Source organism: Escherichia sp. TW09308, assembly GCF_000208565.1.
Taxonomy (GTDB): Bacteria; Pseudomonadota; Gammaproteobacteria; order Enterobacterales; family Enterobacteriaceae; genus Escherichia; species Escherichia marmotae.
In genome coordinates, this window is the sequence record NZ_AEME01000001.1 from 4,495,571 (window position 1) to 4,521,333 (window position 25,763).

At 50.2% G+C, this 25,763-nt stretch carries 17 protein-coding genes and 23 pseudogenes; 23 read left to right on the top strand and 17 right to left on the bottom strand.

All coding sequences use genetic code 11. The features are described from left to right. Positions 1-29 precede the first annotated feature (29 nt). Positions 30-1,643 (top strand): IS66 family transposase, encoded by a 1,614-nt coding sequence (tnpC, locus tag ESM_RS0121875; protein WP_000080147.1) that lies wholly within the window; start codon positions 30-32, stop codon positions 1,641-1,643. Positions 1,644-1,854: 211 nt separating this feature from the next. Here tnpC and ESM_RS0121880 read toward each other — a convergent pair whose 3' ends face one another. Both ESM_RS0121880 and ESM_RS01000000125595 read right to left on the bottom strand, forming a co-directional pair. Further along, on the bottom strand, positions 1,855-2,613 hold the full coding sequence (locus ESM_RS0121880; protein WP_000376561.1) for an EAL domain-containing protein: 759 nt from the start codon (positions 2,611-2,613) through the stop codon (positions 1,855-1,857). Beyond that, positions 2,603-2,977 (bottom strand): annotated as a pseudogene (locus ESM_RS01000000125595) (hypothetical protein); the annotation flags it as partial. The pseudogene ESM_RS01000000125595 and the gene ESM_RS0121880, both read right to left, overlap by 11 nt. A gap of 1 nt (position 2,978) precedes the next feature. Between ESM_RS01000000125595 and ESM_RS01000000125600 the strand changes: the two are divergent. Then, a pseudogene (locus ESM_RS01000000125600) lies at positions 2,979-3,605 on the top strand (RHS repeat protein); the annotation flags it as partial. Beyond that, a pseudogene (bcsC, locus tag ESM_RS1000000129285) lies at positions 3,592-6,136 on the top strand (cellulose synthase complex outer membrane protein BcsC); the annotation flags it as partial. The pseudogenes ESM_RS01000000125600 and bcsC, both read left to right, overlap by 14 nt. A 191-nt stretch (positions 6,137-6,327) precedes the next feature. Here the strand turns inward: bcsC and ESM_RS01000000125610 are convergent. Then, positions 6,328-6,755 (bottom strand): annotated as a pseudogene (locus ESM_RS01000000125610) (phage polarity suppression protein); the annotation flags it as partial. A gap of 4 nt (positions 6,756-6,759) precedes the next feature. On the opposite strand from ESM_RS01000000125610, the pseudogene ESM_RS1000000128630 reads away from it, so the two are divergent. The 3 genes and pseudogenes from ESM_RS1000000128630 to ESM_RS1000000129755 form a co-directional block, all read left to right on the top strand. Continuing rightward, positions 6,760-7,070, top strand: a pseudogene (locus ESM_RS1000000128630) (hypothetical protein). 14 nt (positions 7,071-7,084) lie between these two features. After that, positions 7,085-7,447: a protein YfdP gene (yfdP, locus tag ESM_RS0121910; protein WP_000135680.1), complete on the top strand. Its 363-nt coding sequence runs from the start codon at positions 7,085-7,087 to the stop codon at positions 7,445-7,447. A 65-nt stretch (positions 7,448-7,512) separates the two neighbouring features. Next, positions 7,513-7,605: pseudogene (locus tag ESM_RS1000000129755) on the top strand (hypothetical protein); the annotation flags it as partial. Between the two features lie 2 nt (positions 7,606-7,607). Here ESM_RS1000000129755 and ESM_RS1000000129760 read toward each other — a convergent pair. The 3 genes and pseudogenes from ESM_RS1000000129760 to ESM_RS0121925 all read right to left on the bottom strand — a co-directional run. Next, positions 7,608-7,694: pseudogene (locus tag ESM_RS1000000129760) on the bottom strand (phage major capsid protein); the annotation flags it as partial. Between the two features lie 14 nt (positions 7,695-7,708). Then, positions 7,709-8,359 (bottom strand): HK97 family phage prohead protease, encoded by a 651-nt coding sequence (locus tag ESM_RS0121920; protein ID WP_001193640.1) that lies wholly within the window; start codon positions 8,357-8,359, stop codon positions 7,709-7,711. Continuing rightward, a pseudogene (locus tag ESM_RS0121925) lies at positions 8,337-8,627 on the bottom strand (phage portal protein); the annotation flags it as partial. The gene ESM_RS0121920 and the pseudogene ESM_RS0121925, both read right to left, overlap by 23 nt. Before the next feature lies 1 nt (position 8,628). Between ESM_RS0121925 and ESM_RS1000000129470 the strand changes: the two are divergent. Further along, positions 8,629-9,375 (top strand): annotated as a pseudogene (locus ESM_RS1000000129470) (HNH/endonuclease VII fold putative polymorphic toxin); the annotation flags it as partial. 10 nt (positions 9,376-9,385) lie between these two features. Then, entirely contained in the window at positions 9,386-9,763 is a 378-nt protein-coding gene (locus ESM_RS0121935; protein WP_000289912.1) for an Imm50 family immunity protein, read from the top strand. A 45-nt stretch (positions 9,764-9,808) separates the two neighbouring features. Here the strand turns inward: ESM_RS0121935 and ESM_RS1000000129300 are convergent. Then, a pseudogene (locus tag ESM_RS1000000129300) lies at positions 9,809-9,931 on the bottom strand (SymE family type I addiction module toxin); the annotation flags it as partial. A gap of 85 nt (positions 9,932-10,016) precedes the next feature. Here ESM_RS1000000129300 and ESM_RS1000000129765 point away from each other — a divergent pair. The 8 genes and pseudogenes from ESM_RS1000000129765 to ESM_RS01000000125630 form a co-directional block, all read left to right on the top strand. Further along, positions 10,017-10,094, top strand: a pseudogene (locus ESM_RS1000000129765) (hypothetical protein); the annotation flags it as partial. A gap of 4 nt (positions 10,095-10,098) precedes the next feature. Continuing rightward, positions 10,099-11,187, top strand: a pseudogene (locus tag ESM_RS01000000125625) (RHS repeat domain-containing protein); the annotation flags it as partial. A gap of 3 nt (positions 11,188-11,190) precedes the next feature. After that, positions 11,191-11,550, top strand: coding sequence for an Imm8 family immunity protein (locus ESM_RS0121950; protein ID WP_001241528.1), 360 nt, complete (start codon positions 11,191-11,193; stop codon positions 11,548-11,550). Between the two features lie 94 nt (positions 11,551-11,644). Next, positions 11,645-11,735: pseudogene (locus ESM_RS1000000129770) on the top strand (RHS repeat-associated core domain-containing protein); the annotation flags it as partial. Positions 11,736-11,931: 196 nt separating this feature from the next. Continuing rightward, on the top strand, positions 11,932-12,117 hold the full coding sequence (locus ESM_RS1000000129775) for an HNH endonuclease (RefSeq protein ID WP_373467492.1): 186 nt from the start codon (positions 11,932-11,934) through the stop codon (positions 12,115-12,117). After that, positions 12,117-12,612: pseudogene (locus ESM_RS1000000129305) on the top strand (SMI1/KNR4 family protein). The gene ESM_RS1000000129775 and the pseudogene ESM_RS1000000129305 overlap by 1 nt, the downstream one beginning before the upstream one ends. 5 nt (positions 12,613-12,617) lie before the next feature. After that, positions 12,618-12,784 (top strand): annotated as a pseudogene (locus ESM_RS1000000129780) (hypothetical protein); the annotation flags it as partial. Between the two features lie 161 nt (positions 12,785-12,945). Next, positions 12,946-14,059 (top strand): annotated as a pseudogene (locus ESM_RS01000000125630) (ISAs1 family transposase). A 15-nt stretch (positions 14,060-14,074) separates the two neighbouring features. On the opposite strand, the pseudogene ESM_RS1000000127355 reads toward ESM_RS01000000125630, so the two are convergent. The 4 genes and pseudogenes from ESM_RS1000000127355 to ESM_RS1000000128180 all read right to left on the bottom strand — a co-directional run. Next, a pseudogene (locus tag ESM_RS1000000127355) lies at positions 14,075-14,215 on the bottom strand (phage polarity suppression protein); the annotation flags it as partial. 73 nt (positions 14,216-14,288) lie between these two features. Then, complete coding sequence (locus tag ESM_RS0121975; protein WP_000638628.1) at positions 14,289-14,789, bottom strand: ogr/Delta-like zinc finger family protein; 501 nt, start codon at positions 14,787-14,789, stop codon at positions 14,289-14,291. Beyond that, positions 14,786-15,233, bottom strand: a pseudogene (locus ESM_RS1000000129310) (glycoprotein 3); the annotation flags it as partial. The gene ESM_RS0121975 and the pseudogene ESM_RS1000000129310, both read right to left, overlap by 4 nt. 1 nt (position 15,234) lies before the next feature. Further along, a pseudogene (locus ESM_RS1000000128180) lies at positions 15,235-15,936 on the bottom strand (RHS repeat-associated core domain-containing protein); the annotation flags it as partial. On the opposite strand from ESM_RS1000000128180, the gene ESM_RS0121995 reads away from it, so the two are divergent. After that, positions 15,916-16,161, top strand: coding sequence for a SymE family type I addiction module toxin (locus ESM_RS0121995; RefSeq protein ID WP_071985647.1), 246 nt, complete (start codon positions 15,916-15,918; stop codon positions 16,159-16,161). The pseudogene ESM_RS1000000128180 and the gene ESM_RS0121995 sit on opposite strands and share 21 nt — an antisense overlap. A gap of 44 nt (positions 16,162-16,205) precedes the next feature. Here the strand turns inward: ESM_RS0121995 and ESM_RS0122000 are convergent, their stop codons facing one another. Both ESM_RS0122000 and ESM_RS1000000129785 read right to left on the bottom strand, forming a co-directional pair. After that, positions 16,206-16,544 carry a hypothetical protein gene (locus ESM_RS0122000; protein ID WP_000332874.1) on the bottom strand — a complete coding sequence of 113 codons (339 nt, stop codon included), beginning with the start codon at positions 16,542-16,544 and terminating at the stop codon, positions 16,206-16,208. 401 nt (positions 16,545-16,945) lie between these two features. Continuing rightward, positions 16,946-17,018 (bottom strand): annotated as a pseudogene (locus ESM_RS1000000129785) (RHS repeat-associated core domain-containing protein); the annotation flags it as partial. Between ESM_RS1000000129785 and ESM_RS0122010 the strand changes: the two are divergent. Further along, a complete protein-coding gene (locus ESM_RS0122010) occupies positions 17,002-17,727 on the top strand; it encodes a YfdQ family protein (protein WP_029329891.1) in 726 nt (241 codons plus the stop codon). The pseudogene ESM_RS1000000129785 and the gene ESM_RS0122010 sit on opposite strands and share 17 nt — an antisense overlap. A 127-nt stretch (positions 17,728-17,854) precedes the next feature. Then, a pseudogene (yfdR, locus tag ESM_RS01000000125640) lies at positions 17,855-18,375 on the top strand (5'-deoxynucleotidase); the annotation flags it as partial. A gap of 24 nt (positions 18,376-18,399) precedes the next feature. Here the strand turns inward: yfdR and ESM_RS1000000127375 are convergent. After that, a pseudogene (locus tag ESM_RS1000000127375) lies at positions 18,400-19,455 on the bottom strand (autotransporter outer membrane beta-barrel domain-containing protein); the annotation flags it as partial. Between ESM_RS1000000127375 and ESM_RS1000000129475 the strand changes: the two are divergent. After that, positions 19,450-19,833, top strand: a pseudogene (locus ESM_RS1000000129475) (RHS repeat-associated core domain-containing protein); the annotation flags it as partial. The pseudogenes ESM_RS1000000127375 and ESM_RS1000000129475 overlap by 6 nt on opposite strands. A gap of 355 nt (positions 19,834-20,188) precedes the next feature. Further along, positions 20,189-20,560 (top strand): hypothetical protein, encoded by a 372-nt coding sequence (locus tag ESM_RS0122030; protein WP_001246251.1) that lies wholly within the window; start codon positions 20,189-20,191, stop codon positions 20,558-20,560. 11 nt (positions 20,561-20,571) lie between these two features. On the opposite strand, the gene ESM_RS1000000129315 is transcribed toward ESM_RS0122030, so the two are convergent. Further along, entirely contained in the window at positions 20,572-20,802 is a 231-nt protein-coding gene (locus ESM_RS1000000129315) for a hypothetical protein (protein ID WP_001206203.1), read from the bottom strand. 16 nt (positions 20,803-20,818) lie between these two features. After that, entirely contained in the window at positions 20,819-21,589 is a 771-nt protein-coding gene (gene yafV / locus ESM_RS0122040) for a 2-oxoglutaramate amidase (protein ID WP_001118059.1), read from the bottom strand. 180 nt (positions 21,590-21,769) lie between these two features. On the opposite strand from yafV, the gene ivy reads away from it, so the two are divergent. Then, positions 21,770-22,216, top strand: a complete 447-nt coding sequence (gene ivy, locus ESM_RS0122045) for an Ivy family C-type lysozyme inhibitor (protein WP_016248344.1) — start codon at positions 21,770-21,772, stop codon at positions 22,214-22,216. Between the two features lie 206 nt (positions 22,217-22,422). Here the strand turns inward: ivy and fadE are convergent, their stop codons facing one another. Further along, positions 22,423-24,867, bottom strand: coding sequence for an acyl-CoA dehydrogenase FadE (fadE, locus tag ESM_RS0122050; RefSeq protein ID WP_000973058.1), 2,445 nt, complete (start codon positions 24,865-24,867; stop codon positions 22,423-22,425). A 241-nt stretch (positions 24,868-25,108) separates the two neighbouring features. On the opposite strand from fadE, the gene lpcA reads away from it, so the two are divergent. Beyond that, positions 25,109-25,687 carry a D-sedoheptulose 7-phosphate isomerase gene (gene lpcA / locus ESM_RS0122055; RefSeq protein WP_000284053.1) on the top strand — a complete coding sequence of 193 codons (579 nt, stop codon included), beginning with the start codon at positions 25,109-25,111 and terminating at the stop codon, positions 25,685-25,687. Positions 25,688-25,763: the final 76 nt, after the last annotated feature.

Here is a 25,763-nt window from a genome sequence, read left to right on the forward strand (position 1 = left end):
AAACGCCGGGCCGGATTATAAAAACGGCCATGAGTCAGAAATACCTCATTCGCATCGCTGAGCTGGAAAGGCTGCTCTCTGAGCAGGCTGAAGCCCTCCGTCTGAAAGACCAGCAACTGAGTCTGGTTGGAGAGACGGAGGTCTTCCTGCGCTCTGCACTGGCACGTGCCGAAGAAAAGATCGAAGAAGATGAACGGGAAATAGAGCATCTGCGGGCTCAGATAGAAAAACTGCGCCGGATGCTGTTCGGTACCCGTTCTGAAAAACTGCGTCGTGAAGTTGAACAGGCTGAGGCCCTGCTGAAACAACGCGAACAGGACAGCGATCGTTACAGTGGGCGGGAAGACGATCCGCAGGTTCCCCGCCAGTTGCGACAGTCGCGCCATCGCCGTCCGTTGCCGGCACACCTTCCCCGTGAAATACACCGCCTGGAGCCTGAAGAAAGCTGTTGCCCGGAGTGTGGCGGTGAGCTGGATTATCTGGGGGAAGTCAGTGCAGAACAACTGGAACTGGTGAGCAGCGCCCTGAAAGTAATCCGCACAGAACGGGTAAAAAAAGCCTGTACAAAATGTGACTGCATCGTTGAAGCAGCGGCACCATCCCGTCCGATAGAGCGTGGTATCGCGGGCCCGGGGTTACTTGCCCGCGTGTTAACGGGAAAATACTGCGAACACCTGCCACTGTATCGTCAGAGAGAAATCTTTGCCCGACAGGGTGTCGAACTGAGCCGTGCATTACTCTCCAACTGGGTTGACGCGTGCTGCCAGTTAATGACGCCGCTGAATGATGCCCTGTACCGTTATGTGATGAATACCCGCAAGGTTCACACTGATGACACACCAGTAAAAGTACTGGCACCGGGCAGGAAGAAGGCGAAAACAGGATATATCTGGACGTATGTCCGGAATGACAGGAATGCCGGTTCGCCAGAACCTCCGGCGGTCTGGTTCGCCTACTCACCGGACCATCAGGGTAAACATCCGGAGCAACACCTTCGTCCCTTCCGGGGTATCCTGCAGGCAGATGCGTTTAATGGTTACGATCGGCTGTTCAGTGCCGAACGTGAAGGCGGCGCGTTGACGGAAGCAGGATGCTGGGCTCATGCGCGGCGCAAAATCCACGATGTATATATCAGTACCAAAAGCGCGACGGCGGAAGAAGCACTGAAACTAATCGGTGAACTGTACGCCATTGAGCACGAAATACGCGGGTTGCCGGTGTCTGAACGCCTGGCGGTCAGGCAAATGCAGAGTAAACCGCTACTGACTTCCCTGTATAAGCTGATGCAGGAGAAAGAATACACATTATCGAAAAAATGCCGTCTGAGAGATGCGTTCCGGTATATCAGAAAGCACTGGGTTGCGTTGTGCAACTTCAGTGATGATGGTCTGGCGGAGGCGGATAATAATGCCGCGGAAAGAGCGCTTCGTGCAGTCTGTCTCGGAAAGAAAAACTTTATGTTCTTCGGCAGCGATCACGGCGGCGAGCGTGGAGCACTGCTGTACGGGCTGATCGGCACTTGTCGTCTGAACGGTATCGATCCAGAAGCGTATCTGCGCCATATTCTGAGCGTACTGCCGGAATGGCCTTCCAACCGAGTTGACGAACTCCTGCCATGGAACGTAGCACTCACCAATAAATAAGCGTCAATACGGTACTCCGTTAACGCTTACCACTCAACACAAAAACATGAACAAAAGAATAAAAAACAAAAAAAGTCGAAGTTAAGAAGAAAAACTCTGCCGGAGTCTGAAAAATGCGATGTGGCACATCATTTGTCAGAAATAAAATGAAATTACTTAAATGTATTTAATTTTATTTTTCAGGAGTGACTTACTGATTACACAGCTGGCGTTACCTGTACTCACAACAAAATGTATCCACTTTTTCCGGTCTGCCGAAATAAAACCCCTGCAGATAATCCACCCCCATAGAGCACAGACAATTCACCTGCGCCTGTGTTTCCACACCTTCTGCCACCGTATCAATACCCAGTTTTCCTGCCAGCCCGACAATACTTTCCACGATATGCCGGGATGTCTTTTCACTCAGAATGTCCTGTGTGAAGCTTCTGTCCATTTTTATATAACTGACCGGGAAGTGCTTCAGGTACGACAGTACGGAACATCCGGTTCCGAAATCATCCAGCGCAAATGCCACTCCGGCATCACTCAGCCGGCTCAGTTTCTCTTCGGTCTGTCTGTCCATGTTAAACGGCTGCTGCTCCGTCAGCTCCAGAACCAGATGTATGCTGTCATGCCCTGCCAGCGCCAGACACATCTGAGTGAACTCACGCTCAGCCAGCAGGGCCGGCGTCACGTTCACGGCAAGCCGGAAACCACGCGGCAGCATGGCTTTAACCTCCGAAAGCCCTGCCACCGCACGGTTCAGGATTTTTTCCGTCACAGGCAACAACAGACCGGCAGATTCCACCCGGTTAATGAAATATGCCGGCGGAAGGATTTCTCCCGTCGGCATATGCCAGCGAACCAGAAGCTCTGCACCGGACATAGTAAGGTTGGATGCAGAAACCACCGGCTGGAGATACGGTTCAAACTCCCCGTTACTGAGCGCACGCATCAGTCTGTCTGCGGATACAAAATCACTGTCCATACTGTCGGTCTTCCATTTTATGAACCTCCCGGTCCAGCCCGGTCATCAACAGCATCCTGAAATCCCTGACGCCCACATTCTCTGCCAGCCGGGCATAATGCCAGTACAGCCCCCGTTCACTCTGTTTCAGATTCAGGGGACGGTCTCTTCCTCTCTCAGAAAGACGCTTCAGTGCCTGTCGTTGTCCGGACGTCAGGCGGAATTTACCGGTACGGGCTGTCTTTCTGTTCAGTGCCATGCGGACAGTTCTTTCCAGGCACGACTGCGACATGCATCCGCTGTACACCGGGCAGATATTTCGCAACACCTTCAGCATTTCCAGCCTTTCCGGTACCAGAACCAGCATTTCACCGGACATTTCTGCGCAGGGGGCGCTGACGACGTTCAGCGGCTACAACGCCGACAACCGGTTAAGCTGGCAGCGCAGCCTGCCAGGCGGCAGCCGGAGTCCGCAACAGGCCGGAAATCCCCCGACACAGAGCGACAGCGTGACGGGGCGGGATTACATCTGGAGCGCAGACGGTGAAGTCAGCGGCATTAACGACAAACTGCGTGGTTGCCTGGTGTTCAGCTATGACCGGAGCGGCTGGCTGACTGGTCGTACGGGGCAGATGTACGACCATGACCATTATTATTACGACAAAGCAGGCAACCTGCTGACGGATGAATATCAGGGAGCGGTGATGGACAACCGCCTGCCGGGCTACGGGCGTGACCGTTACCGCTATAACGAATGGGGTGAACTGACAGAGCGGCGAGAACAGCAACTGGAGTGGAACGCACAGGGTCAGTTAACGCGGGTCATCAGCAGCAACAGCGAGACGCGGTATCAGTACGATGCGCTGGGCAGGCGTATCAGCAAGGCGACGTATGGCCGCCATACGAACCAGCGGGAACAGCGGCGGACGACGTTTGTGTGGGAAGGATTCCGGCTGTTGCAGGAGACAACGTGGCAGGGAAAGCGGACGTACCTGTACGAAGGCGTATTCCCAGAAAGGCGATCGCGCGAATGCGGTGGTGAATCTGGAAAAAGCCCTCGCGCTGGACCCGCACAGCAGTAACAATGACAAGTGGAACAGCCTGTTGAAAGTGAACCGCTACTGGCTGGCGATCCAGCAGGGTGATGCTGCGCTGAAAGCCAATAATCCAGAGCAGGCCGAACGGTTGTTCCGGCAGGCGCGCAGTGTTGATAACGCCGACAGCTATGCAGTGCTGGGACTGGGTGATGTGGCAATGGCGCGCAAAGATTACCCCGCCGCGGAACGTTATTATCAGCAGACGCTGCGCATGGACAGCAGCAACACCAACGCCGTGCGCGGACTGGCGAATATTTATCGCCAGCAGTCACCGGAAAAAGCCGAAGCGTTTATTGCCTCGCTCCCGGCCAGCCAGCGGCGCAGCGTTGATGACATCGAACGCAGCCTGCAAAACGATCGTCTGGCACAGCAGGCGGAGGCACTGGAAAATCAGGGCAAATGGGCGCAGGCGGCAGCGCTTCAGCGGCAACGGCTGGCGCTGGATCCCGGCAGTGTATGGATTACTTACCGGCTGTCGCAGGATCTCTGGCAGGCCGGGCAACGTAGCCAGGCCGATACCCTGATGCGCAATCTGGCACAGCAGAAACCAGACGATCCGGAGCAGGTTTACGCTTACGGGCTGTATCTCTCCGGTCACGATCAGGAGCGGGCGGCGCTGGCGCATATCAACAACCTGCCGCGCGCGCAGTGGAACAGCAATATTCAGGAGCTGGTTAATCGGCTGCAAAGCGATCAGGTGCTGGAAACCGCTAACCGTCTGCGGGAAAGCGGCAAAGAGGCCGAAGCGGAAGCGATGCTGCGCCAGCAACCACCTTCCACGCGCATTGACCTCACGCTGGCCGACTGGGCGCAGCAACGGCGTGATTACACCGCCGCCCGCGCTGCGTATCAGAATGTCCTGACGCGCGAGCCGAATAACATTGACGCCATTCTTGGCCTGACGGAAGTGGATATTGCTGCAGGCGACAAAGCGGCAGCGCGCAGCCAACTGGCGAAACTGCCCGCCACCGATAACGCGTCGCTGAACACGCAACGGCGTGTGGCGCTGGTGCAGGCACAGCTTGGCGATACCGCGGCGGCGCAGCAGACGTTTAACAGGCTGATCCCACAGGCAAAATCTCAACCACCGTCGATGGAAAGCGCGATGGTACTGCGCGATGGCGCGAGTTTTGAAGCGCAGGCGGGGGAACCGCAGCAGGCGCTGGAAACCTACAAAGACGCAATGGTCGCATCCGGTGTGGCGACAACGCGTCCGCAGGATAACGACACCTTTACCCGTCTGACCCGCAATGACGAGAAGGACGACTGGCTGAAACGCGGCGTGCGCAGCGATGCGGCGGACCTCTATCGTCAGCAGGATCTTCAACGTCACCCTCGAACATGATTACTGGGGTTCGAGCGGTACTGGTGGCTATTCTGATCTGAAAGCGCACACCACCATGTTGCAGGTGGATGCGCCGTATTCCGACGGGCGAATGTTCTTCCGCAGTGATTTCGTCAATATGAACGTTGGCAGTTTCTCCGCCGACGCTGAGGGTAAATGGGATAACAACTGGGGCACCTGTACGTTACAGGATTGTAGCGGCAATCGCAGTCAGTCGGATTCCGGTGCCAGCGTTGCTGTCGGCTGGCGCAATGACGTCTGGAGCTGGGATATCGGCACCACGCCGATGGGCTTCAACGTGGTGGATGTCGTTGGCGGCATCAGTTACAGCGACGACGTGGGGCCGCTTGGTTACACCATTAACGCCCATCGTCGCCCCATCTCCAGTTCCTTGCTGGCCTTTGGCGGGCAAAAAGACTCCCCGGGCAACACCGGGAAAAAATGGGGCGGCGTGCGTGCTGATGGCGTGGGGCTAAGCCTGAGCTACGATAAAGGTGAAGCGAACGGCGTCTGGGCATCGCTTAGCGGCGACCAGTTAACCGGCAAAAATGTCGAAGATAACTGGCGCGTGCGCTGGATGACGGGCTATTACTATAAAGTCATCAACCAGAACAATCGCCGCGTCACCATTGGTCTGAACAATATGATCTGGCATTACGACAAAGACCTGAGTGGGTACTCACTCGGTCAGGGCGGTTACTACAGCCCGCAGGAATACCTGTCGTTTGCCGTACCGGTGATGTGGCGTGAGCGGACGGAAAACTGGTCGTGGGAGCTGGGGGCGTCTGGCTCGTGGTCGCATTCACGAACCAAAACCATGCCGCGTTATCCGCTGATGAACCTGATCCCGACTGACTGGAAAGACGATGCAGCCGGCCAGACCAACGACGGTGGCAGCAGTCAGGGCTTTGGCTACACGGCGCGGGCATTACTTGAACGCCGCGTCACATCCAACTGGTTTGTCGGTACGGCAATCGATATCCAGCAGGCGAAAGATTATGCGCCCAGCCATTTCCTGCTCTATGTACGGTATTCCGCCGCCGGATGGCAGGGCGACATGGATTTACCGCCGCAGCCGCTGATACCTTACGCCGACTGGTAAAGCGCGCAGTGCTTTCCCCGCCTCGCCCGCCCGCTTTGCAGGGCGGTTTTAATGCAGTTGCACAGTCACGCTCAGGCCGTGCCGGGCGTGGCCTGATCTGCAGAAAATGAGTCAGGAAAACGCATGCAAAGCCATGCACCTTATCGATGCATGGCTTTTTTCAGTAAAAATGGGCGGATTTTCGGGGAGTTTTACACAGACTGATGTGATGCCAGTTGCGCACTTTTGCGCGAAAAAATCATGTTCTGCGCAGGGGTGAATTTTTCACGGCTGTCATCCACCGAAGCCGCGTCAGGCCTGAATCCGATGGCCGTTAAAATGTCGCTATCCTGTGCGGAATAATTAATTTTTCCCCCTTCGCAAGCCAGGACAAAAGGGCTTCACGCAGGGCATCTGTGGCACGCTGTATGGCACAGTTTCGGGCAATGGCCGTCAGCTCACTGTAGCCCATCAGCTCCGGTGCCAGTGCCGCCGCCAGTGCTGTGCCGTGCTGCTGCATAAAATCATTCAGCCGGTCGCGGATGCTGATATGCTGAACGGCTTCATGCGAACGAATATAACGACCGGCGGCCTGATTCACCAGCCATTTTCTGACTTCGATAATATTGCGTAATTCGTCCGTTGTGGTGAATGCGGCTCTGCGCACGCGGGTTAAGGTTGAGGCTGACAGTCGACCTTCTGTGAATACCCACCCGTCTGGTGTGCAACCTTCGCCAGGCACCGGGAGGCACCCGGCACCACAACTTTATGCTGTGTGTAGTCCTGACGATACCAGTTTGTACCCTTGCTTCCGGCTGGTACCGTCCTTTTTACAAAACAGAGAAGAGCATCACCGGACAACGGGCTCATAACTCAATCCATCCGGGCGGCTGCCACCGCAGGTGTTCTTCTCTGTTTTGTGGAGAAACCAACCGACCTTGCAGGGTCGATATGATGAGGAGCAGCAAAATGGCTAGCGAACGCAGTACTGATGTGCAGGCATTTATCGGGGAGCTGGACGGCGGCGTATTTGAAACCAAAATCGGCGCAGTTCTCAGTGAAGTCGCTTCCGGTGTGATGAACACGAAAACCAAAGGGAAGGTCTCACTCAATCTGGAAATCGAACCGTTTGATGAGAACCGTGTGAAAATCAAACACAAACTCTCATATGTTCGCCCGACTAACCGCGGGAAAATTTCCGAAGAAGACACCACCGAAACGCCGATGTATGTCAATCGCGGTGGTCGCCTGACTATTCTGCAGGAAGACCAGGGACAATTACTGACTCTTGCCGGTGAACCTGACGGAAAACTCCGCGCAGCAGGTCATTAATATCGTTCTTAATTAACCGATTATTTATCTCATCACTGAATATCTTTATATAGTGAGGACTTATTATGTCTCAGAACTTAGACGCAACCGCAATTAATCAAATCCATGCCCTTATTTCTGCTCAGGGTGTTAATGAAATTATCAGTAAGATTGGTGCCCCGCGCTTGTCGTTCTTTGCTTTGAAGTCGTCAAACTTCTGCTGCAGCTCCTGCGCGACCTGTTCGACATCTTTAATATCAACCGCCATCGTATTTCTCCTGATTAGAAGTTCAGATTTTTCAGTGCATTCAGTGCAGAGCCCACATCCTCAGCGTCGCGCAGGGACAGTGCGCCATAGCCCCCGGCCATGAATGCTTTGGCCTGGGTACGGGAGAGTCCGACATCACGCAGGACTCTTTCGATTTTTTTCTGTTCGGGGATTTCCCCGCGGGCCAGTGCGTTCTTGACGTCGCTGATCCGCGCCTCGTCGTTAGACGGGAACGTCACCAGGCTGACTTCCCAGAGGTCGATTTCTTTCAGCAGAAAGGCTTCTTTGCTCCGGTCGTATTCCCAGTCTTTCAGGACGTACCCAATAGAAAGGCCGGTTAACGAACCGGCCTTCATGTGTGCATGTGCGCGTTTTGCCAGGGGATCATCATCAATGAGCAACCGCCCCCTGACGTAAAGCCCGACATCGTCTTCCTTCATTTCGGTGTAAACACCGATGGGCTCATCCATGCGGTGCTGCCAGAGCAGCGCAGGTAACGCTTTTCTGTCACTCCACACCCGCAGGGAAGCAGCAAATGCCCCGGACATCACCACATCATCGTGGCTGTCCTTTACACCAAAGACGGAGCCATACCCTTCAAACTCACCGGAGTCACTGACAGATTTCAGACTCAGCGGTACATCAAGACGTTGTTTCGTCTGCATTGGCGTTATCCTTCTGCTTACCGGCTTTACTGCCATCGGAGGGTTTCGTGGTCATGTTCATCGGTGTGAGATAGACATCACCACCGGGACGTGGATTCATATCTTCCAGGTCGCGGCAGTCATTGGGAGAGTAAATTCCCCAGTTGATCCCGGTGGCGTAGGCTTCAAAACGGGACTTCATATCCCCGCGCAGTAACGCCCCGGCGTTAAATTTGGCGTAATAAACGCCCTGCTTACTTTTTCGTACCAGTCCGGTGTTGATCCGCTGGGAACAGCCGTACACGCCGGTGGCGGCTGTCACGGGGCGCGGGGAAAGCCGGAAAATCTGGTATTACCACACGGACGTGACGGGCACGGTGCAGGAGGTGAGCGCAGCGGACGGAACGCTGGTATGGGTGGGCTACCAGGCGGGGTTTGGTGAAAACCGGGGCGACATCAGCAACAGCGGGGCGTACTTTGAACAGCCGCTGCGACTGCCGGGGCAGTACTTTGACGAAGAAACGGGACTGCATTACAATCTGTTCAGATATTATGCGCCGGAGTGTGGGCGGTTTATCAGCCAGGACCCGATAGGGCTAAGAGGCGGGTTAAACCTTTATGCTTACGTCAAAAATCCACTTACTTGGATCGATCCTTTAGGTCTTGCTGGTTGTAGTGCTCAATTTAAGTCGAGAAATGAAGCTTTCAGAGCTGCGAAAAGAGATGCTGGTATTCCAATGAATCAACAACCAGATAGAATATTTAATTCTAAAACTGGGTTTTATGGTGATCATAGAAATGTACCAATGACTGATTCCAGAAAAAATCCTATTTTTGATAGCAATGGTAATCAAGTCTGGACAAGGGAATATCAATTTACCAGAGCAGATGGAACTAAAATTATTATCCAAGATCATTCTGCTGGGCACTCTTATCCAAATGGAATAGGAAATCAAGGTCCTCATTTAAATGTGAGACCAATTGAAAATACTCGAACGGGTTCAGTTCCTGGTACATTTGATCATTATGAATTTTGAGGAGAGCGACATGTACTGGAATGATATTGATGGTAGTATATTATTTAACAAAGTTTTCACTAAATCTATTGAAGTAAATGAAATCGATGTCTTTGACATAAAAATAGATCGTGAAGCTGCTACAGTAATAATATCATTTGACTTGGTAAATGAATTACCAGATAACCCACCGCCGAAATGGGTTAAAGGTTATAATAGATGTAGGTGTGGTATAAATTGTAGCGGGGTTAAATATTTAAAAATAGATGGTATGTCTACAGATATGTTGGCAAAAATAGAAATACATACTGATAATAATGAAGTTATAATAAAGGGGACTGATATCCTTTTAAATCTAAAGTGTTCTCACATACAACTTATGGGGCCTTCGGTATATATTAGCCAATAAAATAAAAGCCGGGAAAGAAATTAAATCTTCCCGGCTTTTGTTTTTTTATGCTTCGTGCAGTACGCCAGATATCCCGTCCTTCATCCCCTTAACTACCTGTTTAACCTGATAAAGTTCCTCGCGCAACTCCTGCACTTCGTCGCTGTCAGCGATGATGGTCAGCCACCCAGTGGCATTAATGACAGGCTGCCTGGTGTTCAGCTATGACCGGAGCGGCTGGCTGACCGGTAGTATCGGGCAGAGGGAACAGCGGCGGACGACGTTTGTGTGGGAAGGATTCCGGCTGTTGCAGGAGACAACGTGGCAGGGAAAGCGGACGTACCTGTACGACGTGCTGGCAGTACGACGCGGCGGGAAATCTGCTGGGGAGGCGCGCGGGGGAAAGGGCCACGGCAGAAAACAGCGTGGTGCCGTTCAACCGGCTGCTGTCTTACCGTGGTGTGCACTATCGTTATGACGAACACGGCCGGGTGGTGGAAAAGCAGGGCCGGAGCGGAACGCAGAGTTACCGTTATGATGCGGAACACCGGATGGTGGAGGTGACGACAGCGCGGGAGACATACCGGTATGTGTACGATGCGCTGGGGAGGCGGACGGAAAAACAGCACATCAGTCCTGACGGTAAACCGTACAACCGGACAAAATTTTTATGGGACGGGATGCGGCTGGCGCAGGAGAGCAGGCCGGAGGGGATAAGCCGCCTGTATATCTACAGCGACCAGGGGAGTTATGAACCGCTGGCGCGGGTGGACAAGGCGGGGAAAGAGGGACCGAACCGGATACTGTATTTTCACACAGATGTGAACGGCGCGCCGGAAGAGATGACGGACAGCGACGGGAAAATCGTGTGGGAGACGGGGTATCAGGTCTGGGGTAACACGATACAGGAGAAGGACCACGGCAGGGTGGAACAGAACCTGCGTTACCAGGGACAGTACCTCGACAGGGAAACGGGGCTGCACTACAATCTGCACCGTTACTATGATCCGGATGTCGGGCGGTTCATAGTAACGGATCCGATAGGGCTGGCGGGGGGGATTAATCTTTATCAGTATGCACCGAATCCGTTGTCATGGATCGATCCACTCGGTCTATTGGCTGGGTGCTGGAGAAATAAACTTCGGAAAATAGACGATGCGGTGAAAGCTCCTGGAAATGCTGGTCTCAAAATGACACTTAGTCGAAGAGAGGCTAACCGTTTAGGTAAAGAGTTTGTTGGTGAAGGGTATTCAGTAGTACGAGGTAAAAAGGGAGAACTATGGTACATTTCTGCTGATGGAAAACGGATGTATAGAAGTCCTACCCCGAAAAGTTCTGATTATGCAAAAACAGGTAAGCAGGCGAATTTCCACGAACGAAGAAATGTAAATGACAACTGGTGGGATACTCAGCGGGTATCAAACGTACATGTGCATGTGGAATAGAATATGAGATTAGTTATTAAATTCGCATGTGTTGCTGATGGCGTAAATTTACGTGTATGGGAACCAGTGGATCGTAAAACCATAGCAGAGTTTATTTATCTTGAAATTGGTGAAAAAGGAACTAAAAAATCTGATGGGTTTACAATAAGAGTGGCAACACCACAAGGTCTAAAAAACATTTCAGCTAATGAAGGTATTATTGCAGAAAGACCTTTGGTTATTATGGATGAATATAATTTCTCTGAGTTATGGAAATGGCTTGAATGTATAGTTTCTTCTTGTGAGGGAGATACATGGCTTCAATGTGTAGAGTATCTTAGACGTTATTTTGATTGGGAGTATGATAATTATAAGCACAACTGATGTTTGTTCATTTTTTAGTAAAGATGTTAGGATTTTTTCTATTCATAAACGGCGTAGGAACTACTATCTGAAGATAGGTTAAAATATTTATCCTGACCCGATAGGACTGGCGGGTGGGTTAAACTTATACCAATATGCGCCAAATCCTCTCTCTTGGGTCGATCCTTTAGGGTTAGCTCTTACCGGTGCTGATTTTACGGGAAGCCCTGATTTATTCCCTGCTAAAGGTAATCAGTTAAATATTGTCGAAATAACGATGCAAGGTTCTCGTGGGAGAGATTTTACTGAAACGTTTAAAAAAGCTGGTATAACGAAAGCTGAGTCTACAGGTTATACATGGCATCATTTGAATGATTTTTATCCTACAACGGAAAAACAACTATGCAGTTAGTAAAAACTTCAGCTCATGAAGGTACTTTCCCCCATGCAGGCTCGGTTTCTCAGTTTGAAAAACATTTCAACTTGCCTTCTGGATCTTATGGAAGTTCAGATGCTATTGCTATATCTCCTTCTAAAGGATGGCTAGCTGGTCGTATTCCAAAAGTGTTAAAAAGAGGGTGTTCATAATGGATAATCCGTGCAAAAATTGCGAAAAAGATTGTTCTTTCAGATATTAAATCTGTGGAGCAGGATTTACATTATTGTTTTCCTGATGAATTTATATCGCATTATCTGTCCTTTAATGGTGGGGTGCCGTCCAGAACTTGGTGGTAAAGCAATGATGGTTTCGAACCATTGGAGGTTGCTTTTTTGAAACCATTTAAATATAACAAATTAACTAATGATGACCCGAAGTCTTTAATTGATGGCTGTTATCATGAGATGATTGCAAAGAATGTGATTCCGAAAAACATCATACCTTTTGGAAATGACTGGGGGGGTAATTATTTTTGCCTAAATAAGAATGATAGTAGTGTAGTCTTTTATGCGACAGATTCATTTGATCCAGAACTTTCTATGGATAAAAATCATGTGTTAGTACAAAAAAAACTAGCTTCTTCTTTCAAAGAATTTATGGACAAATTAGTTACCGAAGAGGATTTGGATTATCTATGTAATTAATTTCAAAAGCCGGAGACCTGCTGACGGATGAATATCAGGGAGCGGTGATAGACAACCGCCTGCCGGGCTACGGGCGTGACCGTTACCGCTATAACGAATGGGGTGAACTGACAGAGCGGCGAGAACAGCAACTGGAGTGGAACGCACAGGTCAGTTAACGCGGGTCATCAGCAGGGAAAGATCACGTAACGCTGTTTTTTTGTACTAAACAATTCGCACTAAATGTTCAATAATTGAGATATTCCTTATTACCTAAAGCTGTTTTTCATTGCTTATACATGATCAAATACTCCTTACATAATTAAGGAAAACAAAATGGAACTTAAAAAATTGATGGAACATATTTCTATTATCCCGGATTACAGACAAACCTGGAAAGTGGAACATAAATTATCTGATATTCTACTGTTGACTATTTGTGCCGTTATTTCTGGTGCAGAAGGTTGGGAAGATATAGAGGATTTCGGGGAAACACATCTCGATTTTTTGAAGCAATATGGTGAATTTGAAAATGGTATTCCTGTTCACGATACTATTGCCAGAGTTGTATCCTGTATCAGTCCTGTAAAATTTCATGAGTGCTTTATTAACTGGATGCGTGACTGCCATTCTTCAGATGATAAAGACATCATCGCAATTGATGGAAAAACGCTCCGGCACTCTTATGACAAGAGTCGCCGCAAGGGAGCGATTCATGTCATTAGTGCGTTCTCAATAATGCACAGGCTGGTCATCGGACAGATCAAGGCGGATGAGAAATCCAATGAGATCACAGCTATCCCTGAACTTCTTAACATGTTGGATATTAAAGGAAAAATTATCACAACTGATGCGATGGGGTGCCAGAAAGATATTGCAGAGAAGATACAAAAACAGGGAGGTGATTATTTATTCGCTGTAAAAGGAAATCAGGGTCGGCTTAATAAAGCCTTTGAGGAAAAAATTCCACTGAAAGAATTAAATAATCCAGAGCATGACAGTTACGCAATTAGTGAAAAGAGTCACGGCAGAGAAGAAATCCGTCTTCACATTGTTTGCGATGTCCCTGATGAACTTATTGATTTCACGTTTGAAAGAGCTGAAGAAATTATGCGTGGCAGTCTCCTTTCGGTCAATAATAGCAGAACAAAAGAAAGAGCCAGAAATGACGGTCAGATATTATATCAGTTCTGCTGATTTAACCGCAGAGAAGTTCGCCACAGCGATCCGAAATCACTGGCACGTGGAGAATAAGCTGCACTGGCGTCTGGACGTGGTAATGAATGAAGACGACTGCAAAATAAGAAGAGGAAATGCAGCAGAATTATTTTCAGGGATACGGCACATCGCTATTAATATTTTGACGAATGATAAGGTATTCAAGGCAGGGTTAAGACGTAAGATGCGAAAAGCAGCTATGGACAGAAACTATCTGGCGTCAGTCCTTGCGGGGAGCGGACTTTCGTAATTTCGCCCTGGGGGGGCGACTGACGTTTCTGCCTTCTCCTGACAGAAGCCGCAGGTATTCCTGTTCGGCCGCTGCCAGCTCATTTTTGCGTTGCAGCCATGCTGCTTTGTTATTCTGACAGGTGTCAAAGGCCTGCTGTAAGGCTGTGCTTTCCATCGTTATCTCTTTCTCATCATGCTGAAGAATAAAAATACGGTGTGCGGCGACGGCCGGGGTTAACCGGCAGCCCTCATTCCAGACGCAGCGAATATGATTGTGTTTTTAACCGTACTGGCGGCAGTTCCTGTTTTTCATGCAGGCGTTCTGCCAGTTCGTCCGGCGTGACCGGGCGGACAATGAAGCGGTTGATGGTCTGAAGCGTTTTAAACACCAGACCACAGCCCGGATCCGTGCACACATAAAAACGTTCAGTGACTTCCTGAGACAGACGCCGCGATGTTCTTGACAGTGCAAGGCCTTTACATCTCCGACAACAATATCCGGTAACAAGCATTCTTTTCGGGCGTTTCATACTGCCGGAGGCAGAAGTCAGTGAATCGCGGTATCTCTGTTTGCCTGAAATGTATTCCATTCCTGAATCTTTACAGTCAGAGAAAAAGCTTTCACTCGCTTCAAATGTCGCAGAGCAATAAATATTCCGGCACTGTGCAATCATTATCTTGGTGCCATCGTCCATGAAATGTGCGCGACGGGTATGAGCAACATGTCCACACGACGGGCAGTAAATCATGACAGCAGTCCTCTGGCCTTAAGCTCTGCTCCCTGCTGGTCTATTTTGTCCTGCCACACCTTGCGCTGTGCCGGTGTGCCTGCCACCTCATAATCCATGTGCGGGAGTGTTGCCGCTGACAGTCCGGTCAGCCGGAGAACCGGCTCGCCGGTGAGGCTGATTTGCATCTGTTTAATTTTCTGTTCCAGCGATGATTTCACCTGCTGCATGACAGCCTTATTCGGGTGCGACGTAGCCCTGATGGCCGGTGGTGTTGGCGAGCGGATTTTCCTGTACCAGAATGCTCAGATGCATTGCCCGGACAAGCGCCTCACAGGTTTCATTCAGGGCGTGTTCCAGCTCATGCTCTGCATACAGACTCAGAAGGTGATGATGTGCCTTCCGGTAGGCGGTGGCCGTGCTGTCACACGCCCCTTTCAGGCGTTCACGTTCAAAATTCAGCACTTAGCCCTATCGGATCCGTTACTATGAACCGCCCGACATCCGGATCATAGTACCTGTGCAGATTGTAGTGCAGCCCCGTTTCCCTGTCGAGGTACTGTCCCTGGTAACGCAGGTTCTGTTCCACCCTGCCGTGGTCCTTCTCCTGTATCGTGTTACCCCAGACCTGATACCCCGTCTCCCACACGATTTTCCCGTCACTGTCCGTCATCTCTTCCGGCGCGCCGTTCACATCTGTGTGAAAATACAGTATCCGGTTCGGTCCCTCTTTCCCCGCCTTATCCACCCGCGCCAGCGGTTCATAACTCCCCTGGTCACTGTAGATATACAGGCTGCTTGTTCCCTCCGGCCTGCTCTCCTTCGCCAGCCGCATCCCGTCCCATAAAAATTTTGTCCGGTTGTACGGTTTACCGTCAGGGCTGATGTGCTGTTTTTCTGTCCGCCTCCCCAGCGCATCGTACACATACCGGTATGTCTCCCGCGCTGTCGTCACCTCCACCATCCGGTGTTCCGCATCATAACGGTAACTCTGCGTTCCGCTCCGGCCCTGCTTTTCCACCACCCGGCCGTGTTCGTCATAACGATAGTACACACCACGGTAAGACAGCAGCCGGTTGAACGGCACCACGCTGTTTTCTGCCGTGACCCTTTCCCCCGCACGCCTCCCCAGCAGGTTTCCCGCCGCATCGTACTGCCAGCGCGTTATCTACCCAACCACAGCGACACGCCGGTGATCAAAATCAGCGCCAAATGGCTGAGAGAAGCGGGATTTGAGATCGGCACGGGCGTTACCGTGAAGATCCCGGAAGGTTGCCTGATCCTGCTTGCGGATAACAATGAAGTACAGGAACTGCGCAGGGAACTTTATCAGGTTAAACAGGCGGTTAAGGGGATGCGTGACGGGATGTTTAGTGTGCTGAACGAAAGTTAAAAAATAAAAAGCCGGGAAGATTTAATAACCGTCCCGGCTTTTGGCTATTTATTAGCTTTTCTAAATTCGTCTAAACCAAGTGATTTTGGAGAGAAATCATCCAGATACATTAAAATCGGTATATTGGTTTTGCTATTTATTTCAATCAGCCATTTACAAAAATTTTCAAAAATAATGTCATCGGCCTTATCTTGTTCTAAAAAACCACTACCCTCGGTATGAGAACATGACAACTCACTCAATGCGTAAACAAATTCCTTCTCATTTCTGATTATCCAGTCAATAGGTAAGCCAATCATAATATTTATAAGATTTAACTCGTCGCTATATCGCATAAATGATGGTTTATCTTTTAAAAAATCATAAAGTATATTATCGCACATAGACTAATAACCTGAGCCATCTAACGGAATATGGGCACCATCTTTATTGCTGCCAAATGTTCCCCACGTTCCATCAGTTCTATAGTTTTGATTGTTTGTAGTATTTTTAATACTAGTTGTTGGGCCGCTGGCTGAGTTAGATGTTGGCCATCTTGCTTGTGCAACAGGATCAACTCCGTGTCCATGAACTCGATATCCACCACCATCATATTTAAAACCACCACTAGGGAAACGGCTAGGATCAGCACCCCAAGTATTAGGTATTCCTCCTTGACTAGCCCAAGCATCTATATCAGCCTTGTCAATTCGGCCATTATGAACTAATTCCGAAGGATCTGTTGGTCGTTTTGTAAAACGACCTGTCTGCCTGTCATGCCAGCGATTAGACTTAGAATTAAAGTAACAACTTAAACCAAGGGGATCGATCCAGGATATTGGATTCGGAGCATAGAGGTTTATTCCCCCCGCCAGTCCTTTCCGCATTCATGATCTGGAAAAATTTAATTTAAATCGCTTCCGTTTCCGTGGTGCGCTTTCCACTGCCAGCATCGATGACTTTACCCGTTATTCTAAAGATCTTGCAGATGAAGGCACCCGCTGCTTTATCGATGCTGATAATATGCGTGCCGTCAGTGTGCTTAACCTGGGTACTATTGATGAACCAGGTCACGCAGATAACACCGCCACACTCAAACTGAAAAAGACAGCACCGTTCTCTGCTCTGTTGTCTGTTAACGGCGAGCGTAACTCCCAGAAGTCACTGGCAGAATGGATTGAAGACTGGGCCGACTATCTTGTGGGTTTTGATGCTAATGGTGACGCTATTCAGGCAACAAAAGCAGCTGCGGCTGTCCGTAAAATCACGATTGAAGCAAACCAGACCGCTGATTTTGAAGATAATGACTTCAGCGGCAAACGCTCCCTGATGGAGTCTGTCGAAGCGAAGACCAAAGACATTATGCCAGTGGCATTTGAATTTAAATGCGTTCCGTTTGAAGGTCTGAAAGAACGTCCGTTTAAATTACGCCTCAGTATTATCACTGGCGATCGTCCTGTACTGGTTCTGCGCATTATTCAGCTGGAGGCGGTGCAGGAAGAAATGGCTAACGAATTTCGTGATCTGCTTGTTGAGAAATTCAAGGACAGCAAAGTAGAAACCTTTATTGGTACTTTTACCGCCTGATTTCATTACTGCAAATGCCCCTGCGGGGGCATTTATGGAAACGTAATTGACTCAATAATCGCCGGATGGTGAGGGCTTTCTTTTACCAGAATTCAGCGCGGTGCAGCGCATATACGTGGAGAACAAAATGTCATTTATTAAAACTTTTTCCGGGAAGCATTTTTATTATGACAGGATAAATAAAGACGACATCGTTATTAACGATATCGCGGTTTCTCTTTCAAATATCTGTCGCTTTGCAGGACATCTTTCACATTTCTACAGCGTCGCCCAACATGCGGTGCTTTGCAGCCAACTGGTACCGCAGGAATTTGCTTTTGAAGCGTTAATGCATGATGCAACAGAAGCGTATTGCCAGGACATCCCGGCGCCACTGAAACGCCTTCTTCCTGACTATAAACGGATGGAAGAAAAAATAGACGCCGTAATCCGTGAGAAATACGGGTTACCCCCGTTATGAGTACGCCCGTGAAATATGCCGATCTCATCATGCTGGCAACCGAACGCCGCGATCTCGGGCTTGATGATGGCTCTTTCTGGCCTGTACTGGAAGGTATCCCGGCAACAGAGATGTTCAACGTGATTCCACTGGCACCGGGCCATGCCTACGGGATGTTTATGGAACGCTTTAACGAGTTAAGCCACCTGTACGCGACAGGTGGCAAAGTGGCATTAAAAGAGATATTTCATGCCCAGCATTCCCTGGGTATCGCTGTAACCGTTGTCACCCAACTGCTGGGCGACGTTGCCCCACAGTTGCAGACGCGGATTAAGCTGACCTTCCACCCCGACTTTTAACTCACCGATGTTACGCGCACCGATGATTTCATCGCTGATGCCATCCATCTTCACACTGTAATTGCGGGAGTTATAAATCCAGTTGGTTTCCACAAAAGGCTGGAAGGAACGCTCTTTATGATCATCAAGAGCATTATGGCTTTGCAGATACGCTTTCACCCCCAGACGCGTTTGCAGGTTGCCTTCGGTGCTGTCCTCAACCAGAGTGCCATTGTCTTCAGTATGATTGTCTGCCTTCACATCCATCCACGTCAGTTGCATTTTTGGCTGCAACCAGTAGCTGGTACGCGCATCGGCGCTTTCGCCAAGACGGAAGGTATAACCCGCTTCAATGGCGGCGGTGATGCCGTCAGAGTGATATTTCTCACCCGGCAGGTACTCGCCGGAGACGGTGTTATCAAACCAGTTATAGAGCAACCAGCTATCAACATAAGTCCCGGTTTTGTCCGCTTCGTTAGCGTACCAGGTGCCATACACCCCCACACTGTAGCCGTCGATTTGCCCACGTGAGCTGTATCCGGTCAGGTTGGAATGGGTGTGACTCTTGCTGTTGGCATAGCCAGCCATTAAGCCGAGATGCCAGCGATCAAGGTCATTACTGCTCCATTGTGCGAGGTCGCCGCCCAGTTGCAGAACATAACGGTTGCTCTGGGTGCTCAATTCATCCGAACGATCTTTAAAGCGATTATGCCCGCCAATGTTACGCATCCACAGGCTGGTTACTTTCTGCTCGCCGGTCAGCAGGTCGGTGTATTGTGTTTCCCCCAGACGGTCATGCAGTCGGGTATTAAACAGCGTATTTGCCGCCTGAATATTGGCCAGATAGCTGCCAATTTCCGGGCGATACAGATGTTTTCGTTCTGGTTGTGGAACAGATGGCGTAACAGGTGGCTCCGGTGTCACAGGCGGTTCTGGTGTTACAGGGGGTTTGCGGAACAGCCGTACACGCCGGTGGCGGCTGTCACGGGGCGCGGGGAAAGCCGGAAAATCTGGTATTACCACACGGACGTGACGGGCACGGTGCAGGAGGTGAGCGCAGCGGACGGAACGCTGGTATGGGCGGGCTACCAGGCGGGATTTGGTGAAAACCGGGGCGACATCAGCAACAGCGGGGCGTACTTTGAACAGCCGCTGCGACTGCCGGGGCAGTACTTTGACGAAGAAACGGGACTGCATTACAATCTGTTCAGATATTATGCGCCGGAGTGCGGGCGGTTTATCAGCCAGGATCCGATAGGGCTGAATGGAGGTATCAACCTCTATGCGTATGTCAAAAATCCGCTTACCTGGATAGATCCATTAGGATTAGCTGGATGTAATGCTCAACAACGTCGCAATATATCTGATCTCCGAAATGGTAAAGATGTCACGGTTAGAAGTGTTGACGAAGCAAGGGCATTATTAGATAACATGCCGGATCTTAGGCCTCATGTTGACAGTTTCCCTGCAAGGTCTGGTGAGCTTTATAGTGGCACCAAATTCAGTGATGTATGGAAACAACCAGCGGGAACATATCGGGGTGATTTATATAATGTGAAAAATCCATTGTCTGATGTTGTTCATAATTCTAAAAACCCATTACACGATAATAATCCGCACTATAATATTATCTTTGGTGATGGTACTAAAGCTGGGATAATTATCGTTCCTTAGTGAGGTTTACATGAGAAATACAATAGATAATAGGATGTTAGGCTCAATACCATTGGTGGAAAGGACAATTGAATCATCTGGAAATGAACTGTTTATTACATATACTATAATTGATGATTTAGATTTCGATATTACACTTAAGAAAACTTATCATTCTTATGAGCAATTGGGAAATTCAGTTGTAGTCTTTTTGTCTGATGAAAAAAAACACAATGAAGATATATTAAGCTGGAGTGATGACTTTTCCATTAAGCAGAAGAAAGCAAAAAAAGAATTGTTTTTAAGATTTGATTCCGGTCGATTATTCCTACCTGATAACGGAGAAGGATTTATTTTTGATGGAGATGTTAATTATATGAGAACGTGGATAGGTAAACTATAGAATCGTTTGCACTATTTATTTTCATAAGCCGGGGAGAAATTAAACCTTCCCGGCTTTTTTATTATCCAACTCTCGTTCATCACACTAAACATCCCGTCCCGCATCCCCTTAACCACCTGTTTAACCTGATAAAGTTCCTTCCTCAGTTCCTGCACTTCGTCGCTTTCTGCGATCAGGCTTAGGCATCCCTCCGAGATCTTCACGGTAAGGCCCGTGCCGATCTCAACTCCCGCTTCTCTCACCTATCTGGCGCTGATTTCACCACAACCTAAACTCATCCGCATCCTGCCATGCCGGGAATTTTTCGCGATACTCCCGTAACGCCACCATCGAAAGTTCAGCGTCTATACGCGTAGCCTGATGTGGTTCGGCGGTGGCGATAATCTCGCCTTGCGGATTAATCACCCGGCTGTCGCCGCGATAGTGGCAGCCGTTGCCATCGCTGCCGACGCGATTACATCCCGCGACATACGCCTGATTCTCAATCGCGCGGGCCGTCAGCAATGCTTGCCAGTGCAAAGAGCGCGGGGCAGGCCAGTTGGCAACGTAGATTGCGAGGTCATAATCATTGAGATTGCGCGACCACACCGGAAAGCGCAGGTCGTAGCACACCAGCGGCAAAATACGCCAGCCGCGCCATTGCACAATCACTCGCTCATTGCCTGCTTTATAATGCAGATGTTCATCCGCCATCCGGAACAGATGACGTTTATCATAAAAATGCACCGTGCCGCCTGGCTCTACCAGCAAAAATCGATTAACCGAACCAGCGTCCGTTTGCAATGCAACACTGCCTGCAATCAGCGCATTGCACTGTTGCGCTTTAGCGGTCATCCAGTTCACAACATCATCTTGCGCTAGCGATGAAACCGCAGCTTCCATGGCAAAGCCGCTGGTAAACATCTCCGGTAGAACGATCACATCGCGCCCGGTAATACCTTCCAGTTGACGATCAAAATGGCGCAGGTTGGCAGGACCATCCATCCACACCAACGGTTGCTGCAAAAGCGTAATCTTCAAACCAGGCACGGTGTACAACTCCTTTATTTGAGGGGTTTTATAACTTTAACACTTTATCGGGTTATTACCTTACTGCGGTAGAGATTGATAACAAATGCTGATATTGGAAATATCTTATTTGCAAATTACTGTGTTATAGCCAATCTTTAGGGCGTTAATAACATGGGCAGGATAAGCTCGGGAGGAATGATGTTTAAGGCAATAACGACAGTCGCCGCTTTGGTCATCGCCACCAGTGCAATGGCGCAGGATGATTTAACCATTAGCAGCCTGGCAAAGGGTGAAGCCACCAAAGCAGCGTTTAATCAGATGGTGGAAGGGCATAAGTTGCCCGCCTGGGTGATAAAAGGCGGTACTTATACCCCCGCGCAAACAGTGACGTTGGGAGATGAGACGTATCAGGTGATGAGTGCGTGCAAACCGCATGACTGCGGCTCGCAACGTATTGCGGTGATGTGGTCCGAGAAATCTAATCAGATGACGGGGTTGTTCTCGACCATTGATGAGAAAACGTCACAAGAGAAACTCACCTGGCTGAATGTGAACGATGCGCTTTCGATTGATGGTAAAACGGTGCTGTTCGCCGCGTTGACCGGCAGCCTGGAAAACCATCCGGATGGCTTTAATTTTAAATAATTAGCGGATAAAGAAACGGAGCCTTTCGGCTCCGTTCTGATTGTTGACAAAGTACGCGTTGTTCATGCCGGATGCGGCGTGAACGCCTTATCCGTCCTACAAAATCGTGAAAATTCAATATATTGCATGAATCACGTAGGCCTGATAAGCGTAGCGCATCAGGCAATCTTACGTTTGTCATCAGTCTCAAATGAAACCTTTCGGCATTACGCGGCTTCAACTTTCCGTACTTTCTCCGGCAACTTTACCGGCTTCGTCGCCAGCTCTTCCGGGTCAAAGTCATCAACGTTAATACTGCGCAGACGGCTCTCTTCTGCTTTTACCAGAATGGCGGCTTCATCTTTATCAATCAGCCCTTTCGCCAGCGCGTTGCGCGCCAGTTCATCCAGACGGGTAAATGGCAGGTTTTTACCCAGCTCTTTACAGATCCGCTGATGAATCGGGTCGGCGGCAATCACATCCACCAGTGCCTCTTCCAGCAAACCAACCGGATTATGCTCGCTCGGCGTCAGATACTGACCGCGGCCAATGCGTGAACGGGTGGCGTTTGGCACTTGTAAAATCTTCGCCACTTTATGATCCAGCTTGTCAGACGGTGCCAGATAATGACGTCCGGTCGGGAAGATCACCACATTCAGCAACCCGGCAACCACGCGGTTCGGGAAGTTTTGCAGTAAATCGTCCATCGCCTGTTCAGCCTGATACAGTGCATCCTGTACGCCCCAGTGCACCAGCGGCAGGTCAGCTTCATTGCGGCCTTCATCGTCATAACGCTTCAGAACGGCGGAGGCGAGGTAAAGCTGACTTAAAATATCCCCCAGACGTGCCGAGATACGTTCACGACGTTTCAGGCTGCCGCCCAGTACCGCCATCGAGACATCAGAAAGCAGGGCGAGGTTGGCGCTCAGGCGGTTCAGGTGCTGATAATAACGTTTAGTCGCATCGCCGGTTGGCGTGCTGCTGGTTAAACCGCGCGTCAAACCAAGCCAGAAGCTGCGAACTTTGTTGCTACCGACGTGACCGATATGTTTGAACAGCAACTTATCAAATGCGTTAACGTCATTATTTTTCGCCGCTTCCATCTCTTCCAGCACATACGGATGGCAACGAATCGCTCCCTGACCGAAGATCATCATGCTGCGGGTCAGAATGTTGGCACCTTCAACGGTGATGGCGATCGGCGCGCCCTGGTAAGCTCGTGCCAGGAAGTTGCTCTGCCCGAGCATAATGCCTTTACCGCCGGTGATATCCATCGCATCAATAATCGACTGCTGCCCGCGATGGGTACAGTGATACTTAACGATAGCCGACAGCACGGCGGGTTTTTCACCGAGCATAATGCCGTAGGTAATCAGCGATGCCGCAGCATCCATTACGTAGGCGTTCCCGGCAATACGCGCCAGCGGCTCTTCAATCCCTTCCATCTTACCGATAGAAATTTTGAACTGACGACGAATGTGAGCATACGCACCGGTTGCCAGAGCCACCGACTTCACGCCGCCGGTTGAGTTGGAAGGCAGGGTGATGCCACGGCCCACCGAGAGACACTCCACCAGCATCCGCCAGCCTTGCCCGGCCATTTTCGGGCCGCCGATAATGTAATCGATCGGTACGAAAACATCTTTGCCGCGTGTCGGTCCGTTCTGAAATGGCACGTTCAGCGGGAAGTGGCGACGACCAATTTCCACGCCCGGCGTGGTGGTTGGGATTAGTGCACAGGTAATACCTAAATCTTCATCACCGCCGAGCAGTTTTTCTGGATCAGAGAGCTTAAACGCCAGTCCGAGCACGGTCGCAATCGGTGCCAGCGTAATGTAGCGTTTGTTCCAGGTCAGACGCATTCCCAGCACCTGCTGACCCTGCCATTCCCCCATGCAGACAATCCCGGTATCTGGAATCGCACCCGCATCGGAACCCGCTTCCGGGCTGGTCAGTGCAAAGCAAGGGATCTCCTGACCACGCGCCAGACGTGGCAGATAGTGATTTTTCTGCTCGTCAGTACCGTAATGTTGCAGCAGTTCGCCCGGACCTAATGAGTTCGGCACGCCGACGGTAATCGCCAGGATCCCGCTCACGCCAGAGAGCTTTTGCAGCACGCGAGACTGGGCATAAGCCGAGAACTCCAGCCCGCCGTACTCTTTTTTGATGATCATCGCAAAGAAACGATGCTCTTTCAGATATGCCCACAGCTCCGGCGGCAGATCCGCCAGCTCATGCGTAATCTGGAAATCATTTGCCATCCGGCAGGCTTCTTCTACCGGACCGTCGATAAACGCTTGCTCTTCAGCAGTCAGGCGTGGTTGTGGATAGTTATGCAGCTTTTTCCAGTCCGGTTTGCCCTGGAACAAGTCACCTTCCCACCAGGTGGTGCCTGCATCAATCGCTTCTTTCTCGGTGCGCGACATCGGCGGCATCACCTTACGGAAACCACGAAACACCGGCGCAGAAATCATCGATTTACGCATAGGCGCAAAGTTAAACGGCACGAGGATAATGGCCAGAGGCACCAGTACCCACGCCGACCACAGACCTGCGACGCCGAGGGAGGCTGTCCAGGCGAGCAAAAGCAGACTGCTGAAAAATAAGCTCACGCGGTGATAAAACAACGCGCCGAGCAGGACAACCGTAGCGAGAATACTCAAAATCATCATAACGAAAAGCCCCTTACTTGTAGGAGGTCTGACCACTTGTGATGATATGGTTGTAGTAGATGTAAAAATATTTAGCAATGTATTTACAATATAATTACAACAAAGCTCACATTGTTGCTTGTTTTTATCCCCTACTTCAGGTCAAAAAGTCCTGGCCATTGCGCTGCCCTGGACTTCTCGCTTCTGGCGGTATCCGGTACACTGCATTTTGTCTATTTAATTTATGCTGAAGGATATCCTCATGTACCAGGATCTTATTCGTAACGAACTGAACGAAGCGGCGGAAACGCTGGCTAACTTTTTAAAAGATGACGCCAATATTCACGCCATTCAGCGCGCGGCGGTCCTGTTAGCAGACAGCTTTAAAGCCGGTGGTAAGGTGCTTTCCTGCGGCAACGGCGGCTCCCATTGCGATGCTATGCACTTTGCAGAAGAGTTGACCGGTCGTTACCGTGAAAACCGTCCGGGCTATCCGGCGATTGCCATTTCTGATGTCAGCCACATCACCTGCGTCGGTAACGATTTTGGATTTAACGATATTTTCTCCCGCTACGTTGAAGCGGTAGGTCGCGAAGGTGACGTGCTGCTGGGGATCTCCACTTCCGGTAACTCTGCAAACGTGATCAAAGCGATCGCGGCGGCGCGTGAGAAGGGGATGAAAGTGATCACCCTGACCGGTAAAGACGGCGGCAAAATGGCTGGCACAGCGGATATTGAAATTCGCGTTCCGCACTTTGGCTATGCCGACCGTATTCAGGAAATTCACATTAAAGTGATCCATATTCTGATCCAGTTAATCGAAAAAGAGATGGCTAAGTAAGTCTGGCGTAGGCCGGATAAGGCGTTTACGCCGCATCCGGCATTTGTGCGCTGATGCCTGATGCGACGCTGACGCG

Excerpts from the sequence above, each read along its gene's own strand:
- lpcA (WP_000284053.1), top strand. The coding sequence starts at position 25,109 with ATGTACCAGGATCTTATTCGTAACGAACTGAACGAAGCGGCGGAAACG.
- ESM_RS1000000129775 (WP_373467492.1), top strand. The coding sequence starts at position 11,932 with ATGCAGTTAGTAAAAACTTCAGCTCATGAAGGTACTTTCCCCCATGCA.
- tnpC (WP_000080147.1), top strand. The coding sequence starts at position 30 with ATGAGTCAGAAATACCTCATTCGCATCGCTGAGCTGGAAAGGCTGCTC.
- ESM_RS0121880 (WP_000376561.1), bottom strand. The coding sequence starts at position 2,613 with ATGGACAGTGATTTTGTATCCGCAGACAGACTGATGCGTGCGCTCAGT.
- ESM_RS0121975 (WP_000638628.1), bottom strand. The coding sequence starts at position 14,789 with ATGATTTACTGCCCGTCGTGTGGACATGTTGCTCATACCCGTCGCGCA.
- ESM_RS0122000 (WP_000332874.1), bottom strand. The coding sequence starts at position 16,544 with ATGTGCGATAATATACTTTATGATTTTTTAAAAGATAAACCATCATTT.
- ESM_RS0122030 (WP_001246251.1), top strand. The coding sequence starts at position 20,189 with ATGAGAAATACAATAGATAATAGGATGTTAGGCTCAATACCATTGGTG.
- fadE (WP_000973058.1), bottom strand. The coding sequence starts at position 24,867 with ATGATGATTTTGAGTATTCTCGCTACGGTTGTCCTGCTCGGCGCGTTG.
- ESM_RS0121935 (WP_000289912.1), top strand. The coding sequence starts at position 9,386 with ATGTACTGGAATGATATTGATGGTAGTATATTATTTAACAAAGTTTTC.
- ESM_RS0121950 (WP_001241528.1), top strand. The coding sequence starts at position 11,191 with ATGAGATTAGTTATTAAATTCGCATGTGTTGCTGATGGCGTAAATTTA.
- yfdP (WP_000135680.1), top strand. The coding sequence starts at position 7,085 with ATGGCTAGCGAACGCAGTACTGATGTGCAGGCATTTATCGGGGAGCTG.
- ivy (WP_016248344.1), top strand. The coding sequence starts at position 21,770 with ATGTTTAAGGCAATAACGACAGTCGCCGCTTTGGTCATCGCCACCAGT.
- ESM_RS0121920 (WP_001193640.1), bottom strand. The coding sequence starts at position 8,359 with ATGCAGACGAAACAACGTCTTGATGTACCGCTGAGTCTGAAATCTGTC.